The organism is Roseateles cavernae, assembly GCF_040187885.1.
Taxonomy (GTDB): domain Bacteria; phylum Pseudomonadota; class Gammaproteobacteria; order Burkholderiales; family Burkholderiaceae_C; genus Roseateles_E; species Roseateles_E cavernae.
The window spans coordinates 124,640-142,036 of the sequence record NZ_JBDPLH010000003.1 but is presented as its reverse complement, the minus strand read 5'-3'; the positions used below and the strand labels follow the sequence as shown (position 1 = coordinate 142,036).

Below are 17,397 nucleotides of genomic sequence, written 5' to 3'. Positions count from 1 at the left end.
TCCCGGTGTAGCAGCAGCGGTTCAGGTCAGTGCTGGACCGCGCGCTGCTCGGCCAGCGCGCGGCGTTCGCTCAGCAGCGCCCGGGCCAGCGCGGCGTCTCCGCCCGCGCTGGCCGCCCGGATCAGGGTCTGGTCCAGCAGATCGCGCTGTGCATGGCTGCCACCGAAACGGTGGGCATGGCTGCGCAGCGGCCGCAGCAGCTCGCCGGCACGGCGGTACTGGCCGGCGGTGAAAGCCAGCACGGCCTCGGTCGCGGGCTGGCCGACCTCGCGCAGGAAAGCGGCGTTATCGTCCGCGCTGCGCAAGGCCAGGGCTTGCGCGGCGCGCAACTCGCGCACCAGATCCTCGCGGCCGGCACAGGCGAATGCCATCGCCGCATGCATATCGTTGAACGCATAGTTGGCGCTGGCCGCATGGGGCGCCCAGCGCTCGGCCAGCGTCACCCAGCGCGCACCGACCTCGACCCCCTCCAGCTGCAGCCGCCAGAGCAGAGCGCTGGCATCGACCAGCTCGAGCACGATGGTGCTGTGCGGGCCGTTGATCGGGCCGTCGTACAGCGCCAGCACCTCGTCATGGTCGCCCTCGGCCAAGTGGTACAGGGCCAGGTGCCACCAGTTGTGCACGCCCAGAAAGCTGCCCTGCTGCCAGCCTGCGTTATCGCGCATCCAGACCATCCCCTCGCGACGCCGACCCTGCATTTCCATCACATGAGCCACCGCATGCTGGGCCCAGGCGTCCTGGGGCTGCAGCGCCACGGCCTCGCGGCCCAACTGCTCAGCATTGCGATAGTCGCCGTTCTCCTCCAGCCCGAACGCATACATGCCCAGCACCGCGTGCCAGCCCGGCAATGCCGCCGACCAGTCCGGCAGCACGCGCGCCATGCGGTCGCGCAGCATGCGCGCATCGCCGGTGAAAAAATCGATCTGCTGGCCGGCCTGCAAGGCCAGCGCGTCCAGCGGATAGTCGCAGCTGAGGTCTTCCAGCACCTGGCCGGCTTCATGCCAGCGGCCCTTGCAGAGCGCCTCGATGGCGCGCAGATGCAGGGCTTCGCGCGCGTTGTGCGGCAGGGCCTGCGCGGCAGCCAGGGCGGCGCGGGCCGGTGCCAGCGCCGGCGCCTCGGTGCTCAGCAGCAGCAGCCAGGCCTTCAGCACCTGGCCCATCACCAGCTCAGGCGCGGCCGCCAGTGCGGCCTCGGCGCTGGCCAGCGGATCTCCGTTGAGGCAGCGAAACTGATGCAGCCCCTGCTCCAGCAGATCCAGTGCCTGTGCATTGGCGCCCGTCAGGGCCTGTCCCACAGCGTCTTTCATCCGTCTCTCCAAGCATCGACCGACGCGCCGAGCACCGGCATGATGCCCGGGAAACAGGTCCGACAACAAGACCCCAAGCCACGGCAGGCCCCGCGCCTGCCTCTTACGGGGGAGCCGGAGCCCGGCCGACGAAGGCAGGACAAGAGCAGGCCTAGGCACGACGATGGACCGGCATCCGCCACTCTTGCCGACGAGGTCCATCCCATGTTCAAACAGCTGATCATTCAGGGCGGCGAGCCGCCCTCCTCGCGCCGCGACTTCCTCGAGGCCGCTGCAGCCCTGGGTCTGGGCGTGCTGGCCGGGCCGACGCTGGCCCAGGGTGGCGATGGCCGCACCGCGCCCGATCTGATCCTGCGCAACGGCCGCATCACCACGTTGGACCCGGCCAAGCCCGAGGCCACGGCCATCGCGCTGAAGGCCGGGCTGGTGATGGCCGTCGGCAGCGACGCCGAGATCAGCAAGCTGGCGGACAGCCGGACCCGCATCGTGGACCTGGCCAAGCGCCGCGTGATCCCGGGCCTGATCGACTCGCACATGCACATCATCCGCGGCGGCCTGAACTACAACCTGGAGCTGCGCTGGGACGGCGTGCGCAGCCTCGGTGCGGCGCTGGAGATGCTGCGCGAGCAGGCGGCGCGCACGCCCTCGCCGCAATGGCTGCGGGTGGTCGGCGGCTGGAACGAGTTCCAGTTCGACGAGAAGCGCATGCCCACGCTGGCCGAGCTGAATGCGGCCGCGCCGGACACGCCGGTGTTCGTACTGAACCTCTACAACATGGCCTTCCTGAACCGCGCGGCGCTGCGCGCCGTCGGCTACACCAAGGACACGCCGCAGCCGCCCGGCGCCATCATCGAGCGCGATGCCAAGACCGGCGAGCCGACCGGATTGCTGCTGGCCGAACCGAATGCCTTCGTGCTCTACAACACGCTGAACTTCGGCCCCAAGCTCGACCCCGAGCAACAGCTGAACTCGACCCTGCACTTCATGCGCGAGGAGAACCGCCTGGGCGTGACCTCGGTCGGCGACGCCGGCGGCGGCTTCCAGAACTACCCGGACGACTACACCATCATCGACAAGCTGGCCAAGGAAGGCCGGTTGACGCTGCGTATCGCCTACAACCTGTTCCCGCAGAAGGCCAAGAGCGAGCTGGCCGACTTCCAGCGCTGGGCCAAGATGGGCCGACCCGGCGACGGCAGCGATTTCTACAGGCTCAACGGTGCCGGCGAGATGCTGGCCTTCTCGGCAGCGGATTTCGAGGACTTCCTGATGCCCAGACCCGAGATGCCGCAGGCGATGGAGGGCGATCTGGAAGGGGTGGTGCGCTTCCTGGCCGGCAATGGCTGGCCCTGGCGCATGCATGCCACCTATGACCAGACGATCTCGCGCGCGCTCGATGTGTTCGAGAAGGTGCATCGCGAGCTGCCGATCGACAAGCTCGGCTGGTTCTTCGACCATTGCGAGACCGTCTCGCCGCCCAATCTGGAACGCATCAAGAAGCTGGGCGGCGGCGTCGCCATCCAGAACCGCATGTCGATGCAGGGCGAGTACTTCATCCGCCGCTACGGCCTGAAGGCCACGGCCGAGACCCCGCCGGTCACGCGCATGCTGGCGCAAGGCCTGCCGGTGACCCTGGGCACCGACGCCACCCGCGTCAACAGCTACAACCCCTGGCAGGCGCTGTACTGGCTGGTGTCGGGCCGCACCATTGGTGGCACCCTGCTCTACCCCGAGGAGCGGCGCCTGGACCGCATCGCCGCGCTGCGCCTGATGACGGCCGATGGCGCCTGGTTCTCGCGCGAGAGCGGCAAGAAGGGCGTGCTGAAAGCTGGCGCCTTCGGCGACCTGGCGGTGCTGGACCGCGACTACCTGAGCGTGCCGGAAGACCAGATCCAGGACATCACCTCGGTGCTGACCATCGTCGCCGGCCAGCCGGTGCACGGCAGCGGCACCTACGAATCGCTGGCCCCGCCGCTGCCGCCGGCCTCGCCCGACTGGTCGCCGGTGCGCCGCTACGGCGGCTATCAGGCGCGCAAGAGCGCTGCCGTCGGCGCCTCCGAGCAGGAGAAGCGCTACCACTACGCGGCGATGTGCGCCTGTGCCAGCGCCTGCGGCCTGCATGGGCATGACCACACAGCCGTCGCCAGCACGGCTCGCAGCAGCGGGCCGGAGACCGGGGCATTCTGGGGCGCCTTGGGCTGCAGCTGCTACGTCTGAAACGGCTGCTCGCCAAAATTTATGTAGATATTGCTACCTTGTGTATTAATATCTACAAATGAAATGGTTGCTACTGATACTCTCGCTGCCGACCGAGAACGCCACCGCCCGCATGCGCAGCTGGCGCGCGCTGAAGGCTTGCGGAGCGGCGGTCTTGCGGGACGGCGTCTACCTGCTTCCCGAGCAGGAGTCACATGCCCGGACCTTGGCCTCCGTGGCCGAGGATGTGCGCGCCCACGCCGGTCAGGCCCACCTGCTGGCGACCGTCAGCGACACGGCGGAGTTCCCACCGCTGTTCGCACGCGACAGCGAGTTCGCCGAACTGATGGGTCAGATCGGCGCCTGCCGTGCGGACAGCGCGGTCGACTTGCTGAAACAGAGCCGCAAGCTGCGCAAGAGCTTTGAGCAGCTGGTATCCATCGACTTCTTTGCCGGCGAGGCACAGCGCCAGGCCGAGGCCGCGCTGCAGGCGCTGGAGCAGCGCGCCCACCAGGCCATGTCGCCCGACGAACCCCGGTCAGCCGCCCACGCCATCGCCCGGCTGGATCCGGCGCGCTATCGTGGCCGGCTCTGGGCCACACGCCAGCGCCCCTGGGTGGACCGACTGGCCAGCGCCTGGCTGATACGCCGGCACATCGATCCCGAGGCGCGCTTCCTGTGGCTGAAGTCGCCGGCCGACTGCCCGAAGAAGGCGCTGGGCTTTGATTTCGATGGGGCCACCTTCAGCCATGTCGGCGCGCGCGTGACCTTCGAGACCCTGCTGGCCAGTTTCGGCCTGGAAACACCCACCCTGCTGCGCCTGGGCCTGCTGGTGCACAGCCTCGACGTGGGCGGCATCCAGCCCCCGGAGGCGCCCGGCGTCGAGAAGGTGCTGGCCGGGATGCGCGAGGCGATTGCCGACGATGACCAGCTGCTGCTGGCGGCGGCCGGCGTTTTCGAAGGTCTGCAGACCGCATTCAACAAGGACCAGGCCGAATGAGCAGCGCCCCCTCCCGCCCCGAACCGGTCAGCTTCTGGCAGGCCTTGCGCTTCTGGCTCAAGCTGGGCTTCATCAGCTTTGGCGGCCCGGCGGGGCAGATCGCCATCATGCACACCGAGCTGGTCGAGCGGCGCCGCTGGATCAGCGAGAAGCGTTTTCTGCACGCGCTGAACTACTGCATGCTGCTGCCCGGCCCCGAGGCGCAGCAGCTGGCCACCTATATCGGCTGGCTGATGCACAGGACCCGCGGCGGCCTCGTCGCCGGCGCCCTGTTCGTGCTGCCCTCGCTCTTCATCCTGATCGCGCTGTCCTGGATCTATATCGCCTTCGGCGAGATGCCCGTGGTGGCCGGCCTGTTCTATGGGATCAAGCCGGCGGTGACCGCCCTGGTCCTGCATGCCGCCCACCGCATCGGCAGCCGCGCTTTGAAGAATGGCTGGCTGTGGGGTATCGCTGCGGCGGCCTTCGTCGCGATCTTCGCGCTCGATGCCCCCTTCCCCCTGATCGTGTTGCTGGCCGCCGTCATCGGCCACTTCGGCGGGCGCCATGCGCCGCAGGTCTTTGCCATCGGCGGCGGCCACGGGGTGGCCAAGCAGAGCTACGGGCCGGCGCTGATCGATGACGACACGCCGACACCCGGCCACGCGCGCTTCCAGCGCAGCCGCCTGGTCCAGGTCCTGGGGATTGGGCTGGGCCTCTGGCTGACCGCGATGGCGCTGTTGGTCGCGGCCTATGGCTTCGAGGGAACCTTGACCCGGATGGGCTGGTTCTTCACCAAGGCCGCGCTTTTGACCTTCGGCGGCGCCTATGCGGTGCTGCCCTATGTCTACCAGGGCGCGGTCGAGCAGCATCAGTGGCTCAGCGCCGCGCAGATGATCGATGGCCTGGCGCTGGGCGAAACCACACCGGGGCCGCTGATCATGGTGGTGGCCTTCGTCGGCTTTGTCGGTGGCTGGACCCAGCAGGTGTTCGGGCCCGATGCGCTGTTGCTGGCCGGTGCGACGGCAGCCAGCGTGGTGACCTTCTTCACCTTCCTGCCCTCCTTCATCTTCATCCTCGCCGGCGGCCCTGTGATCGAGAGCACCCACGGCAATCTGAAATTCACTGCGCCGTTGACGGCCATCACCGCCGCCGTGGTCGGCGTGATCCTGAATCTGGCGATGTTCTTCGCCTATCACGTGCTGTGGCCCCAGGGCTTCGCCGGCCGCTTCGACGGGGCCTCGGCCCTGATCGCGCTGGGCGCGGCGCTGGCCCTCTTCCGTTTCAAACTGGGTGTGATGCCGCTGCTGGGGATCTGCGCCCTGATCGGCCTGGGCATCACCCTGTTGCCCGGCCTGGCGCTTCGCTAAGGAGTATTGATGGACACACCGATTCAAGACCCAGGCCGTGCCGGGCAAGACATGGCCCCGGCGATGGCGCTGGCCCTGAGCGCCAGCTTCGGCAGCGTGGAGCACTGGCGCGAGGACTTCGTCGCGATGGGCAAGGCCTCGGGCGACGGTTCGGGCCGGTTGCTGCTGAGCTTGCATCCGCGCCAGGGCCGGCTGCTCAACCAATGGGTGGCAGACCCCGAGCAGGCGCTGGCCGGTGGAACGCCGATCCTGGCGATGGACGTGTGCGAGCTTGCCAAGCCTCTCGATCACGGCCCCCAGGCCGGCGCTGATGTCGATGCTTTCATGGCCACCATCGCCTGGGACGAGGTCTACCAGCGCTACCAGCAGGCCGTGCATGCGGCCAGCGGGGGGCTGGCCGCCGATCCGGACACGGTCGATCCCAGACGGGTCAACGTGCTCGATGTGCGCCGTGAGGCGATCTACGAACAGGCCGCGACGATGTTGCCCGGTGCCTGCTGGCGCAATCCGGCCCGCGTCGCCGAATGGGCCGCAACACTGGCCTCGGGGAGCGAGGTGCTGGTCTACTGTGTCTATGGCCATGAAGTCGGTCGTGCGACCGCGCTGCGACTCCGCGCTCAAGGCATCCGGGCGCGCTTTCTGGTCGGTGGCATCGACCGCTGGTCCCGTGACGGGCGCGAGCTGCAGCTCAGCGGCAAGGCCGGCTGACGGCGCCCGGCAATCCCACCCGCGTTGAAGGAGTGAGCAATGGCTGCCGAGCACCCACCGACGCTGGCCCTGCTCTACCCCGGCGACCTCGCCGCACGCCAGCGCAGCGACCCGGGCGAGAGCCGCTTCGCGATGCTGTTCGAAGCCTTCGCTGCTGCGGGCGTCTTGGCCGAACCGGCCGTCTATCACGACGACTTTGCCGACGCGGTCGCCGAGCAGCTGCGCCGCGTCGACGGCGTACTGGTCTGGAGCAATCCGATCGAGTCCGGCCGCCGTCGGGATCGGCTCGACACGCTGCTGCGCGAGCTCGCGCAAGCCGGCGTCTTCGTCAGCACGCATCCGGACGTCATCCTGCGCCTGGGCACCAAGGACGTGCTGCTGGATGTGCGCGGGCTGCCCTTCGGCAGCGATGCAGTCCGTGTCGACAGCCTCGCGCAACTGGCCGAAGCACTGCCGCAGCGCTTGCAGATCGGCGCGCGGGTGCTCAAGCAGCACCGCGGCCACAGCGGCATCGGGGTGTGGCGGGTCGAGCAGCTCGCCGGCTCGGCGCTGCTGGCGGTACGTCATGCCCAGCGCGGCTGCGAGGAACAGCACATCGCTATGAGCACACTGCTGTCGCATCTCGCACCCTATTTCGAGCCGGAGCATGGGGGCCATATGGTCGACCAAGCCTGGCAGCCCCGCTTGGTCGATGGCATGTTGCGCGCCTATCTCGTCGAGGATCGGGTCGTGGGTTTCGGCCATCAAGCGCTCAATGCGCTTCACCCGGGCAGACCGAGCGAGGCGGCACCGATGCCGGGGCCGCGCCATTACCACCCGGCGGATTGGCCGCAATTCCAGTCACTCCGACGGCTGCTGGAGACCGGCTGGATCGAGCTCCTGCGGCAGCGGGTCGGCCTCGCACGGGAGCAGCTGCCGATGCTGTGGGATTGCGACTTCATGTTCGGCGAGCCCACGGCCGAGCAGGCCGAGCGTTTCGTGCTCTGCGAGATCAACGTCAGCAGCGTGTCCCCGTTCCCGCCTTCGGCCATCGAACCCCTGGTGGTGGCGGTGAAGGCACGTCTGACCACATGATGAAATGAGCTCCTGATGGCAAGCACCGCGTCTGATCTTCCCGCACTCAAAGGCGGCTTGCTGGCACTGCTGGCGGCAGCGCTGTTCGGCCTCAGCACGCCGCTGGTTCAGCAACTGGGCCTGGGTCTGGGCCCGTTCACCACCGCCGCCTTCCTGTATGCCGGTGCGGCCCTGGTCGGCAGCCTGCTGCGCCAGCCGGTCGAGAAGGAAGCGCGCTTGCTGCGCCCGGACCTGCCTCGGTTGCTGGCCGTCGCCTGCTTCGGGGCCGTCATCGGACCGGTCGCGATGGCCTGGGGCCTGCAGCGCAGCAGTGGCACCGGCGCCTCGCTGATGCTGACCCTGGAGGCGCTGTTCACCGCCACGCTGGCCTGGCGGCTCTATGGCGAGACCATGGAACGCCGGGTCTGGGCGGCGATGTTGCTGCTGCTGGCCGGCGGTCTCCTGCTGGTGCTCGAGCAGGGGCTCAGCGGTGGCAGTCAGTGGCTGGGTCTGCTGGCCGTGCTGCTGGCCACGGCGGCCTGGGGCATGGACAACACCTTTTCGCGCGCGCTGGCCGAGCGCGATCCGGGCCAGGTGGTGCTGGTCAAGGCGGCGCTGGGCGCGTCGGCCACCGCCGCCCTGGCCTGGCTGTCTGGCGAACCCATGCCCGGCCTGCTCGCCGCCTTGGGTCTGCTGGCCGTCGGCGCCACCGGCTATGGCCTGAGCCTGCGCTTCTATCTGCTGGCCCAGCGCGCTTTTGGCGCCGCCCGCACCGGCTCGGTGTTTGCCTTCGCGCCCTTCATCGGAGCCTTTGCCGCCTTTGCCCTGGGCGACCGCTCGGCCGGCTGGGGCATGGCGCTGGGCGGCGGGCTGATGCTGCTGGGCGTGCTCGTGCATCTGTCCGAAACCCATGGGCACGAGCATCAGCACGAAGCGCTGACGCACGAGCATGCCCATAGGCATGACGACGGACACCACGACCATGCCCACGACCCCATGCCCGGCGGCGCCCACAGCCATCCGCATTACCATCGCCCGCTGAGCCACAGCCATGCCCATGTGCCTGATGTGCACCACGTCCACAAGCATTGAGACCCCGATGAGCACCCATCTGCCTTTGATCGCCCTGTCCGTCCTGCTGAGCCTGGCATCGTTCGCCGCCCAGGCCGAGCTGGTCGAGATCCGCTGGAGCGAATCCGGCCGCTTCGAGCACAAGGCCAGCATCGCGCCGGCCCAGTTCGCCGAGGTCTGCGGCAAGCTGTCCAAGGGCCAGACCGTGGCCTGGAACTTCCGGACCGAGGCGCCGACGAACTTCAACATCCACTATCACGAAGGCAAGAAGGTCAGCTACCCGGCCAAAATCGATGGCGCTGGCGCGGCCGAAGGCCAGTTGCTGGCCGCCGTCGACCAGGACTACTGCTGGATGTGGTCCAACAAGTCCGACCGCGCGCTGACGCTAGAACTCACTTTGCAACGATAGGAAAGAAAGCTGCACGATGCACTACCGCTCCCTCGGCAAGTCCCCACTCCAGGTCTCCACGCTGTGCCTGGGCACGATGATGTTCGGCGACCAGACCGATATCAGCGAGGCGCGCAGCATCGTCGCCCATGCTCGCGAGCATGGCGTCAACTTCATCGACACCGCCGATGTCTACAGCACCGGCGCCTCCGAGACCATGGTCGGCACGCTGCTCAAGGACGGCGCCCGCCACGACTGGGTGCTGGCCACCAAGCTGGGCAACAAGATGTCGGGCCGGCCCAACGAGTCGCAGTACTCGCGCGCCTGGATGCTGCGCGAGTGCGAGGCCAGCCTGCAGCGCCTGGGCACCGACCATATCGACATCTACTACCTGCACCGCGACTACCTGGGCATGGACCTGGAGGAGCCGCTGCGCGCGATCGATGCGCTGCTGCGCGCCGGCAAGATCCGCTACTGGGGACTGTCGAACTTCCGCGGCTGGCGCATCGCCGAGATCGTCCATCAGGCGCGCTCGCTGAACATGCCGGGCCCGGTGGTCTGCCAGCCCTATTACAACCTGCTGAACCGCCAGCCCGAGGTCGAGGTGCTGCCGGTCTGTGCCCACCACGGCATCGGCGTCGTGCCCTACAGCCCGATCGCGCGCGGCGTGCTGTCGGGCAAGTACGCGCCGGGTGCCGCGCCGGCCGAGGGCACGCGCGCCGGCCGTGGCGACAAGCGCATGCTGGAGACCGAGTTCCGCGAGGAGTCGCTGCAGATCGCGCAGACGCTGAAGGCGCATTGCGAGGGCAGCGGCCGTTCCCTGAGCCACTTCGCCACCGCCTGGGTGCTGGCCCACCGCGCCGTCAGCGCGGTGATCGCCGGCCCGCGCACCCTGGCCCAGTGGCGGGACTATCTGGGCGCGCTGGACTGCAGCATCGCCGCCGAGGACGAGGCCCTGGTCGATTCGCTGGTGGTGCCAGGTCATGCCTCGACGCCGGGCTATAACGACCCGGCCTATCCCTTCCCGACCCGGCGCTGAGCCGGATCAGGCCAGCCAGCGCCGCAGCCGGGCATAGACGGCCGGGCTGCTCAGCAGGTCCAGATGGTGGGTGCCGCGCGCGACCCAGTGGTTCGAGGCCGGCAGGCGCAGCCGGCGTTGCGGATGGGCATGGCGGCCCAGCGCGCTGTCCAGCGGCACCAGCCCGTCCCCCAGCCAGCCGCCGTCGCTGCGACCCAGGGTGCCGGCCACCGCATAGCAGCTCACGCCCTGCGGCAGCGGCACGACGACGCGCCGGTCGCGCCCGGCAAAGCGGCTTTCGCCGACCCAGTCGGCCTCCAGCAGATTGCCATGGCGCAGATCGGTGATGCCGGCGCTACGCAGGCCCGACAAGCGCGTGAACGGCGCCAGATAGGGGCTCAGCCCCAGGCCCTGGTGCAGCCAGTTGCCGGCCCGCTCCAGCGGCGCGCCATGGTGCGGGCTGCCCAGAAAGACCAGGCGGCGCAGCAGCAGGGGCCAGGCCATATCGCGCTGCAAGGCCTGCTGGACGGCGCTGCGTGCGAGCAGACCGCCCATGCTGTGGCCGATGATGACCAGTTCCTCGACCGGCTCGGGCCAGCGCTGTAACAGGTGCTCGAGTTCCTCGGCCAGGGCCAGGCCGTTGGCCGAGATATGCAGGCCGCTGTTGTAGCGCGCATAGATCGGCGTGAAGCCCAACTCGGCGGCCAGCGCCTGGCCATGGTCATGGCCGTCGCGCAGCCATTGCTGGTCGTTCATGCACAGGCCATGGATCAGCAGCAGCGGCTTGGGCCCGCTGCCCTGGAAGCGCAGTTCCAGCGGCTGCGCCAGCGGGTTGCCGCTGCGCAGCAGATGGTCGCCCAGCACGCCATTGAGCGCGGCCACCACGGCCTCGCGGCGCCGGCCGGACTGGGCGTCGGGCTCATCCTGTAACTGCGCCTGCAACTGCTGCTGCAGGCGGGCCAGCGCCGCGTCCAGGCCCGCGCCCACCAGGCCGGTGGTGCCGCGGATGCTGCGATAGACCAGACCGGTGATGCCACGCGTCGGCGCATCCGCCACCTGGCCCAGCGGCGGCGCGACACGGGCAATGCGGCCGTGCAGGCTCTCGACCAGGCCGGTCACGCCGCCGACCCCGTCGGTGATCAGGCGCAGGCCGCCGCGCAGATCGCGGATCAGCGCGGCCGGTCGTTGGGATGGTTTCTTCACAGCGCTCTCCGGGTCGGCGTCCAGGCCCCATCATGCCCCTAGCCACGGTCTGCGCCGGTCTGTCACGGTCAGCCGGTTACATTTGCAGCTCATCGGTGACAGACAGAGAAAAGCGGTTTCAGATGCTTCGTCAGGCACAGGGGGACCTTGGTTGGGGTCTCGGTGACAGTGTGAATGGGTGGCAGATCACCGAACACCTGCCCGGCAGCCGGCGCAACGGCGTGCTGCGCGCGGTCGATGCCCGGGGCCAGCGGGCGGTGCTGGTCTATCTGCGAGCGGCCATGCCCAGCGCCGCCGAGCTGGCGCGCTTTCGCTACGAGTTCGAGATCGCGCGGCGCTTCGATCACCCGCACATCCTGCGCCCCGAGGCCCTGGCCAGCCATGCCGGCCGGCCCTATATGCGCCTGCCCGACCAGGGCCTGCAGACCCTGCGGCAGCGGCTGCGCAGCGGCGCCGCGCCGCTGAGCCAGCCGGCCGTGCTGCGCCTGGGCCTGGCCCTGGTCGATGCGCTGGAAGTCATCCACGAGCAAGGCGTCGTGCACCGCGACCTGCATCCGGGCAATGTGCTGCTGGCCCAGCATGACGATCCGCTGGCGCGCATGCTGCTGTGCGACTTCGGCATCGCCGCCGAGATCGCCCAGGAGCGTGCGCTGCTGCTGCGTGCCGACGCGCTGGACGGCAGCCTGGCCACGCTGGCCCCCGAGCAGACCGGCCGGATGAGCCGCGATGTCGACTACCGGGCCGACTTCTACAGCCTCGGCGCCACGCTGTACGAGGCCCTGACCGGCGCGCCGCTGTTCGAGTGCCAGGATGCCGCCCAGGCCGTCCATGCCCATCTGGCCGTGCCGGCGCCGCTGGCCACCGCCCGGCGCGCCGATGCCTCGCCGGCGCTGGCGGCTGTGCTCGAACGCTGCCTGCAGAAGGAACCCGAGGCCCGCTACCAGAGCCACCCGGCCCTCCGGCAAGACCTGGCCCTGTGCCTGGCGGCCTTGAGCGAGGGCCGCGAACCACCCCATTTCATGCCGGGCCGGGGCGACCGCAGCGGCCGCTTCCAGCTCAGCGGCCGGCTCTATGGCCGCGAGGCCGAGCTGCGCCAGCTCGGCGCGGCCTTCGAGGCTGCCGCCGCCGGCGCGAGCCAGCTGGTCGGCATTGCCGGCTTCTCGGGCATAGGCAAGACCGCGCTGGTCAATGCCGCGCAGCGCAGCCTGCTGGCCCAGCGCGGCAGTTTTGTCGCGGCCAAGTTCAACCAGTTCGGCCAGCACCAGCCCTATGGCGCGCTGCTGAGCCTGCTGGCCCAGCGCGCCGAGCAGATCCTGGCCCAGGCACCGGCGCGCCAGCAGTTCTGGCGCGAGCGCCTGTGCGAGCGGCTGGGCAGCGCGGCGGCCGTCGTGGCCGAGGCCATCGCCGAGTTCAGGCCGCTGCTGGGCGAGCCGGCAGCGCCGGTGGCGCTGGCGCCGGCCGAGGCCGAAAGCCGCTTCATGCGCAGCCTGCGCCTGTGCCTGGCGGCACTGGCCAGCGAGGACGAGCCGCAGACCCTGTTCCTGGACGATCTGCAATGGGCCGACCGCAGCTCGCGCCGCCTGCTGCGCGAATGGGCCGGCGATACCGAGCTGCGCTACACGCTGATCGTGCTGGCCTGGCGCGACAACGAGCTGCCCCCCGAACACCCGCTGAGCCAGGACATGGCCGAGCTGCGCGCGCTGGGGCCGCGCTTTCTGGCGCTGGCGATCGCGCCGCTGGGCGCCGGCGAGATCGGCCAGCTGCTGGCCGACAGCCTGCATCGCCCGGCCGCCGAGGTCGCCGAGCTGGCCGCGCTGTGCCAGGCCAAGACCGCCGGCAACCCCTTCTTCCTGCGCCGCTTCGTCGAGGAACTGGCGCAGCGCCGCTTGATCCATTTCGACCTCGCGCGACAGCGCTGGGATTGGTCGGCCGCACAGATTGCCCAGACGCAGATGGCGGACAACGTCGTCGAGCTGATGCTGGCGCAGCTTCAGCCCCTGCCCGAGGCCTGTCGCCGGATGCTCTCGGTCGGCGCCTTCCTGGGCGGGAGTTTCGATCTCGACACGCTGGCCACCGCGCTCGACCGCCCCGGCGCCGAGGTCGCCGCCGGCCTGCTGCCGGCGCTGCAGGCCCAGCTGCTGGTGCCCGGCAACAAGCTCTACCGCTACGCCGCCCATCTGGCGCCGAGCGCGGCTGCGGTGCGCTATGCCTTCGCCCACGACCGCGTGCAGGAGGCGGCCTGGCACCTGGTGCCCGAGCACTCGCGCGCACGCCTGCATCTGCAGATCGGCCGCCTGCTGCGCTCGCGCCACCGGCAACCGGCGGCCCTGCCCTTCCATGTGTTGAACCATTTGAATGCCGCCCAGGCCCTGATCAGCGAGGCCGACGAGCGCGCCGCGCTGGCGCTGGCCAACGAGCAGGCCTCGCAGCAGGCGATGCACGCGGCCGCCTTCGATCTGGCCGCCGACTATGCCGAGATGGCGCTGCGCCTGCAGGGCCAGGCGGCCTGGGCCGAGCAGCCCGAGGCGCTGCTGGCCCTGCATCTGCAGGCGGCCCGCATGGCCTATCTGAGCGGCCGGCATGGCCGCATGGACGAGCTGCTCGCTGCCGCGCTGGCCAGGCTCAACGAGCCGGCCCAGCGCGCCCGGCTGCTGGAGGTGCGCATCGAGGCCAGCTATGCCCAGGGCCAGCTCAGCGAGACCCTGGACCTGGGCCTGCAGGTGCTGGCCATGCTGGGCGCCGAGCTGCCGCAGGCCGACTCGCCGGCCCAGGTGGGGGCTCTGGTCGCGACGGTCCGCGACGAGATCAACGTGCTGGGCCTGCCGGCGCTGGCCGCGCTGGCGCCGATGAGCGATGCGCGCATGCTGCAGCTGATCTCGATCAGCGCCAAGATGACGGCCGCCGCCTATATCGCGCGGCCGGCCCTGCTGCCGCTGCTGACGGTGTTCCAGCTGCGGCTGATGATGGCCCATGGCCATGCGCCGGGGGCGCTGTCGGCCTACTCGGTGCTGGGCCTGATGTGGGCCGAGTTCCTCGGCGACTATCGCCAGGCCTATGCGCTGGGCCGGCTGTCGATGCAGCTGGTGCGCGAGCACGGCTGGCTGCAGGTCTACGCCCATGCCGGCTTCTCCTTCAACGCCTTCCTGCAGCACTGGATCGAGCCGCTGAGCCAGGGGCTGCCGGGACTGATGGAGACCCATCGCAACGGCCTGGAGGGCGGCAATCTGCGCCATGCCGGCCTGGGTCTTTATGTGCATGACTGCCACGCCTTCCTGGCCGGCCAGCCGCTGCCGGCGCTGGCGCAAAGCCTGGCCGTGCACCGCGACGCGCTGCAGCGCATGCGCCAGCCGGTGGCCGCCGATTATCAGGACGCACTGCTGGCCCTGGTGCAGGAGCTGCTGCTGCCGACGCTGCCGGCCCAGGCGCTGGAAAGCGGATCCTGCTCCGGCCGTGCACTGGCGGCGATCTACCAGCAGCGCAAGGACCAGACCGGGCTGATGTTTCTGCATGCCTGGCGCGCGCTGCTGCATTTCCTGGCCGAGCGGCCGGCCGATGCCTTGCTGGAGGCGCGCGCCGCCAGCGCCTTGTTCGCCGCCGCGCGCGGCATGCACGCGGTGCCGCTGGTGGTCTTCATCGCAGCGCTGGCCGGGCTGCGCTGTGCCGGCGACGCGGCCGCGCGCGAGGCCGCGCTGGCCGAGGCCGAGACGGCGCTGCACAAGCTGGGCCGCTGGAACGAGGCCGGCCCCGGCACCTTCAGCGCCAAATACCATCTGCTGGCGGCCGAGCTGGCCTGGGCGCGCGGCGAGGACGCGCTGCCGGCCTTCGATGCCGCCGTGGCCAGCGCCGAGCAGCCGCTGACCGGCACCGCGCTGGACGCCGGCCTGGCCCACGGCGCGCGCGGCCGCTACCTGGCCGCCACCTTGCCGCAGGAGCCGACCGCCGCACAGGCGGCGCTGGCCCAGGCGCGGCTGCACTGGCTGCAATGGGGTGCGCCGGGCGTGGCCCAGCGGACCCTGCCGATGCCGACAACCGAGACGCCGCGCCGCAGCGATGCGGTCGACATCAGCAGCCTGATGAAGGCCATGCAGGCCATCAACGCCGAGGCCGAGCTGCCGCGCCTGCTGCGACGTCTGCTGCGGGTGGTCGGCGAGAACGCCGGCGCGCAGCGCGCCGCCATCGTGCTGGCCAGTGGACACGATCGGGCCGGCGCCGCAGCCGCGCTGCGCTGGACGCTCAGGGCCGATGTCGGGCTCGGCGACACCGAGAGCGAGATGGCGCCGCTGGCGCTCGAACAGGCCGGCGAGCGGCTGCCGCTGAGCCTGCTGCGTCGCGTGCTGGCCGGCGGCAAGACCGTGCTGATCGACGATGCGCGCAGCGCCCCCGACGCGCAGCGCGAGCCCTATTTCGCGGCGCACGAGGCCCGCTCGGTGCTGTCCACGCCGCTGCTCAAGCAGGGTCGGACGGTCGGCGCGCTCTACCTAGAGAACGCCTCGGCGGCCGGCGTCTTCACCGCCGGCCGGGTTGAGTTTTTGGAGCTGCTGTGCGCCAATGTCGTCAATGCGGTTGACAACGCCCGGCTGGTCGCCGAGCTGCAGGACCTGACGGCCGGGCTGGAGCAGCGCGTCGAGCAGCGCACGCAGGAGCTGCGCGAGAGCGAACAGCGTCTGCGCACCATCCTGGACAACGCGCCAGTGCCGATGACCTTGACGCGGCGCAGCGATGCGCTGCTGATCTATGCCAATGAGGCGGCGGCCCGCCTGGCCGACCGGCCGCTGAACGAGATCATCGGCCGGCCGGCCGAGTCCTTCTACCGCGACCCGCAGGAGCGCACGCGGCTGCAGGCCAAGTTCCTGCGCGAGGGCCGGCTGGTCGATGAGGAGGTCAGCCTGCTGGGCTCGGGCGGCAGCGTGCTGTGGGTGATGGTGTCCATGGTGCCGGTCAGCTACAACGGCGAGCTCGCCGACCTGGCCACCATCGTCGACATCACCGAGCGCAAGCAGCTGGAACTGGAGTTGCAGCGCCTGGCCACCACCGATGCGCTGACCGGCGTCGCGAACCGGCGCAGCTTCATCGAGCAGGCCGAGCGCGAGCTGGAGCGGGCGCGCCGCCACAGCCTGCCGCTGGCCCTGGTGATGATGGACATCGACCACTTCAAGCGCATCAACGACAGCCTGGGCCATGCCGGCGGCGATGCCGCGATCCGTCAGGTGGTGCAGGCCTGCGCGCAGCTGGTGCGCCGGCTCGATGTGATCGGCCGGCTTGGCGGCGAGGAGTTCGCGCTGCTGCTGCCGCAGACCGAGCTGGCGGCGGCCCAGCCGCTGGTCGAGCGGCTGCGCGCCCAGATCGCCGCCCTGATGCCCGACCAGGCGGGCGGCGCGCTGACCGCCAGCTTCGGCATCACCGCGCTGCGCGCCGGTGACTGCCGGGTCGACGAGCTGCTGCTGCGCGCCGACGAAGCGCTGTACGCCGCCAAGCACCAGGGCCGCAACTGCGTGGTCAGCCGCTGATCTCGGCCGGCTGGCGGGCACAGGCGCTTTGCATCGTGCCGCTGACCAGGGCATAGACGGCCAGCCAGGCGGCGCGGGTCTCGGCGTTGAAGGCCGGGCCCAGGCCCTGCGCCAAGGTCTTGATCAGCGCGGCGCCGACCGTCTCGTAGTGGGCGCCCTGCACGCCATAGCCGCCATGGCGTGTGCCGAGCTGGCGCAGCACCGGCAGCAGCCGCTCGGGCTGGTCCAGCAGGGCCACGGCCGCGCCTATCATCTGTATCAGCTTGTGGCCCTGGGCCTGCATATCGCCGTGAAACAGGCGGCGCAGCCCAGGATCGGCGTCAAACAAATGGCCGTAGAACAGCGCGGCGGCCTGGCCGGAAATCGGCTCGACCAGCGCGAAGCTGCGGCGCACCAGCGTGATCTGGGTAGAACTGAGGGACATGGAAGACTCCTGTGATTGCACAGCCCCGAGCTTGCGCGGCGGCCGTATCAGCACGGTTGCGAGGCCGCCGCCGCTTTGTTGCCTTTGTTGCGGCTTTCACTAGATGAAATCGGGCCCGATTCGCGCTATCCTCAGGCTGTTGTTACAGACACGTCACAGGTTTCACATGCACGCGC

12 protein-coding genes are annotated in these 17,397 nt (G+C 70.0%); 9 read left to right on the top strand and 3 right to left on the bottom strand.

Annotation, left to right across the window (positions count from 1 at the left end; genetic code table 11):
- Nucleotides 1–26: 26 nt before the first annotated feature.
- Nucleotides 27–1,307, bottom strand: a complete 1,281-nt coding sequence (locus ABGI63_RS11260; protein ID WP_349742517.1) for a tetratricopeptide repeat protein — start codon at nt 1,305–1,307, stop codon at nt 27–29.
- A 204-nt stretch (nt 1,308–1,511) separates the two neighbouring features.
- On the opposite strand from ABGI63_RS11260, the gene ABGI63_RS11255 reads away from it, so the two are divergent.
- The 8 genes from ABGI63_RS11255 to ABGI63_RS11220 are packed head-to-tail and all read left to right on the top strand — an operon-like array spanning nt 1,512 to nt 10,108.
- Complete coding sequence (locus ABGI63_RS11255; RefSeq protein ID WP_349742516.1) at nt 1,512–3,521, top strand: amidohydrolase; 2,010 nt, start codon at nt 1,512–1,514, stop codon at nt 3,519–3,521.
- Nucleotides 3,522–3,579: 58 nt separating this feature from the next.
- A complete protein-coding gene (locus ABGI63_RS11250; RefSeq protein WP_349742515.1) occupies nt 3,580–4,500 on the top strand; it encodes a chromate resistance protein ChrB domain-containing protein in 921 nt (306 codons plus the stop codon).
- Complete coding sequence (gene chrA / locus ABGI63_RS11245; protein ID WP_349742514.1) at nt 4,497–5,849, top strand: chromate efflux transporter; 1,353 nt, start codon at nt 4,497–4,499, stop codon at nt 5,847–5,849. Before ABGI63_RS11250 ends, chrA begins: the two co-directional genes overlap by 4 nt.
- A 9-nt stretch (nt 5,850–5,858) precedes the next feature.
- Complete coding sequence (locus ABGI63_RS11240; protein WP_349742513.1) at nt 5,859–6,557, top strand: Fe-Mn family superoxide dismutase; 699 nt, start codon at nt 5,859–5,861, stop codon at nt 6,555–6,557.
- Between the two features lie 39 nt (nt 6,558–6,596).
- Nucleotides 6,597–7,631, top strand: a complete 1,035-nt coding sequence (locus ABGI63_RS11235) for a Cj0069 family protein (protein WP_349742512.1) — start codon at nt 6,597–6,599, stop codon at nt 7,629–7,631.
- A 15-nt stretch (nt 7,632–7,646) separates the two neighbouring features.
- A complete protein-coding gene (locus tag ABGI63_RS11230; protein WP_349742511.1) occupies nt 7,647–8,702 on the top strand; it encodes a solute carrier family 35 transporter in 1,056 nt (351 codons plus the stop codon).
- A gap of 7 nt (nt 8,703–8,709) precedes the next feature.
- The gene (locus ABGI63_RS11225) at nt 8,710–9,090 is read left to right on the top strand and encodes a hypothetical protein (protein ID WP_349742510.1); all 381 of its coding nucleotides are present in this window, start codon (nt 8,710–8,712) and stop codon (nt 9,088–9,090) included.
- A 16-nt stretch (nt 9,091–9,106) separates the two neighbouring features.
- A complete protein-coding gene (locus ABGI63_RS11220) occupies nt 9,107–10,108 on the top strand; it encodes an aldo/keto reductase (protein ID WP_349742509.1) in 1,002 nt (333 codons plus the stop codon).
- A 6-nt stretch (nt 10,109–10,114) separates the two neighbouring features.
- Here the strand turns inward: ABGI63_RS11220 and ABGI63_RS11215 are convergent, their stop codons facing one another.
- Nucleotides 10,115–11,290: an esterase/lipase family protein gene (locus ABGI63_RS11215; RefSeq protein WP_349742508.1), complete on the bottom strand. Its 1,176-nt coding sequence runs from the start codon at nt 11,288–11,290 to the stop codon at nt 10,115–10,117.
- A 170-nt stretch (nt 11,291–11,460) separates the two neighbouring features.
- On the opposite strand from ABGI63_RS11215, the gene ABGI63_RS11210 reads away from it, so the two are divergent.
- Nucleotides 11,461–16,797, top strand: coding sequence for a diguanylate cyclase (locus ABGI63_RS11210; RefSeq protein ID WP_349742507.1), 5,337 nt, complete (start codon nt 11,461–11,463; stop codon nt 16,795–16,797).
- On the opposite strand, the gene ABGI63_RS11205 is transcribed toward ABGI63_RS11210, so the two are convergent.
- A complete protein-coding gene (locus ABGI63_RS11205; RefSeq protein ID WP_349742506.1) occupies nt 16,787–17,221 on the bottom strand; it encodes a globin family protein in 435 nt (144 codons plus the stop codon). The two genes, ABGI63_RS11210 and ABGI63_RS11205, sit on opposite strands and share 11 nt — an antisense overlap.
- Between the last annotated feature and the right edge of the window lie 176 nt (nt 17,222–17,397).

Excerpts from the sequence above, each read along its gene's own strand:
- ABGI63_RS11240 (WP_349742513.1), top strand. The coding sequence starts at position 5,859 with ATGGACACACCGATTCAAGACCCAGGCCGTGCCGGGCAAGACATGGCC.
- ABGI63_RS11205 (WP_349742506.1), bottom strand. The coding sequence starts at position 17,221 with ATGTCCCTCAGTTCTACCCAGATCACGCTGGTGCGCCGCAGCTTCGCG.
- ABGI63_RS11225 (WP_349742510.1), top strand. The coding sequence starts at position 8,710 with ATGAGCACCCATCTGCCTTTGATCGCCCTGTCCGTCCTGCTGAGCCTG.
- ABGI63_RS11220 (WP_349742509.1), top strand. The coding sequence starts at position 9,107 with ATGCACTACCGCTCCCTCGGCAAGTCCCCACTCCAGGTCTCCACGCTG.
- ABGI63_RS11250 (WP_349742515.1), top strand. The coding sequence starts at position 3,580 with ATGAAATGGTTGCTACTGATACTCTCGCTGCCGACCGAGAACGCCACC.
- ABGI63_RS11230 (WP_349742511.1), top strand. The coding sequence starts at position 7,647 with ATGGCAAGCACCGCGTCTGATCTTCCCGCACTCAAAGGCGGCTTGCTG.
- ABGI63_RS11235 (WP_349742512.1), top strand. The coding sequence starts at position 6,597 with ATGGCTGCCGAGCACCCACCGACGCTGGCCCTGCTCTACCCCGGCGAC.
- chrA (WP_349742514.1), top strand. The coding sequence starts at position 4,497 with ATGAGCAGCGCCCCCTCCCGCCCCGAACCGGTCAGCTTCTGGCAGGCC.
- ABGI63_RS11255 (WP_349742516.1), top strand. The coding sequence starts at position 1,512 with ATGTTCAAACAGCTGATCATTCAGGGCGGCGAGCCGCCCTCCTCGCGC.
- ABGI63_RS11260 (WP_349742517.1), bottom strand. The coding sequence starts at position 1,307 with ATGAAAGACGCTGTGGGACAGGCCCTGACGGGCGCCAATGCACAGGCA.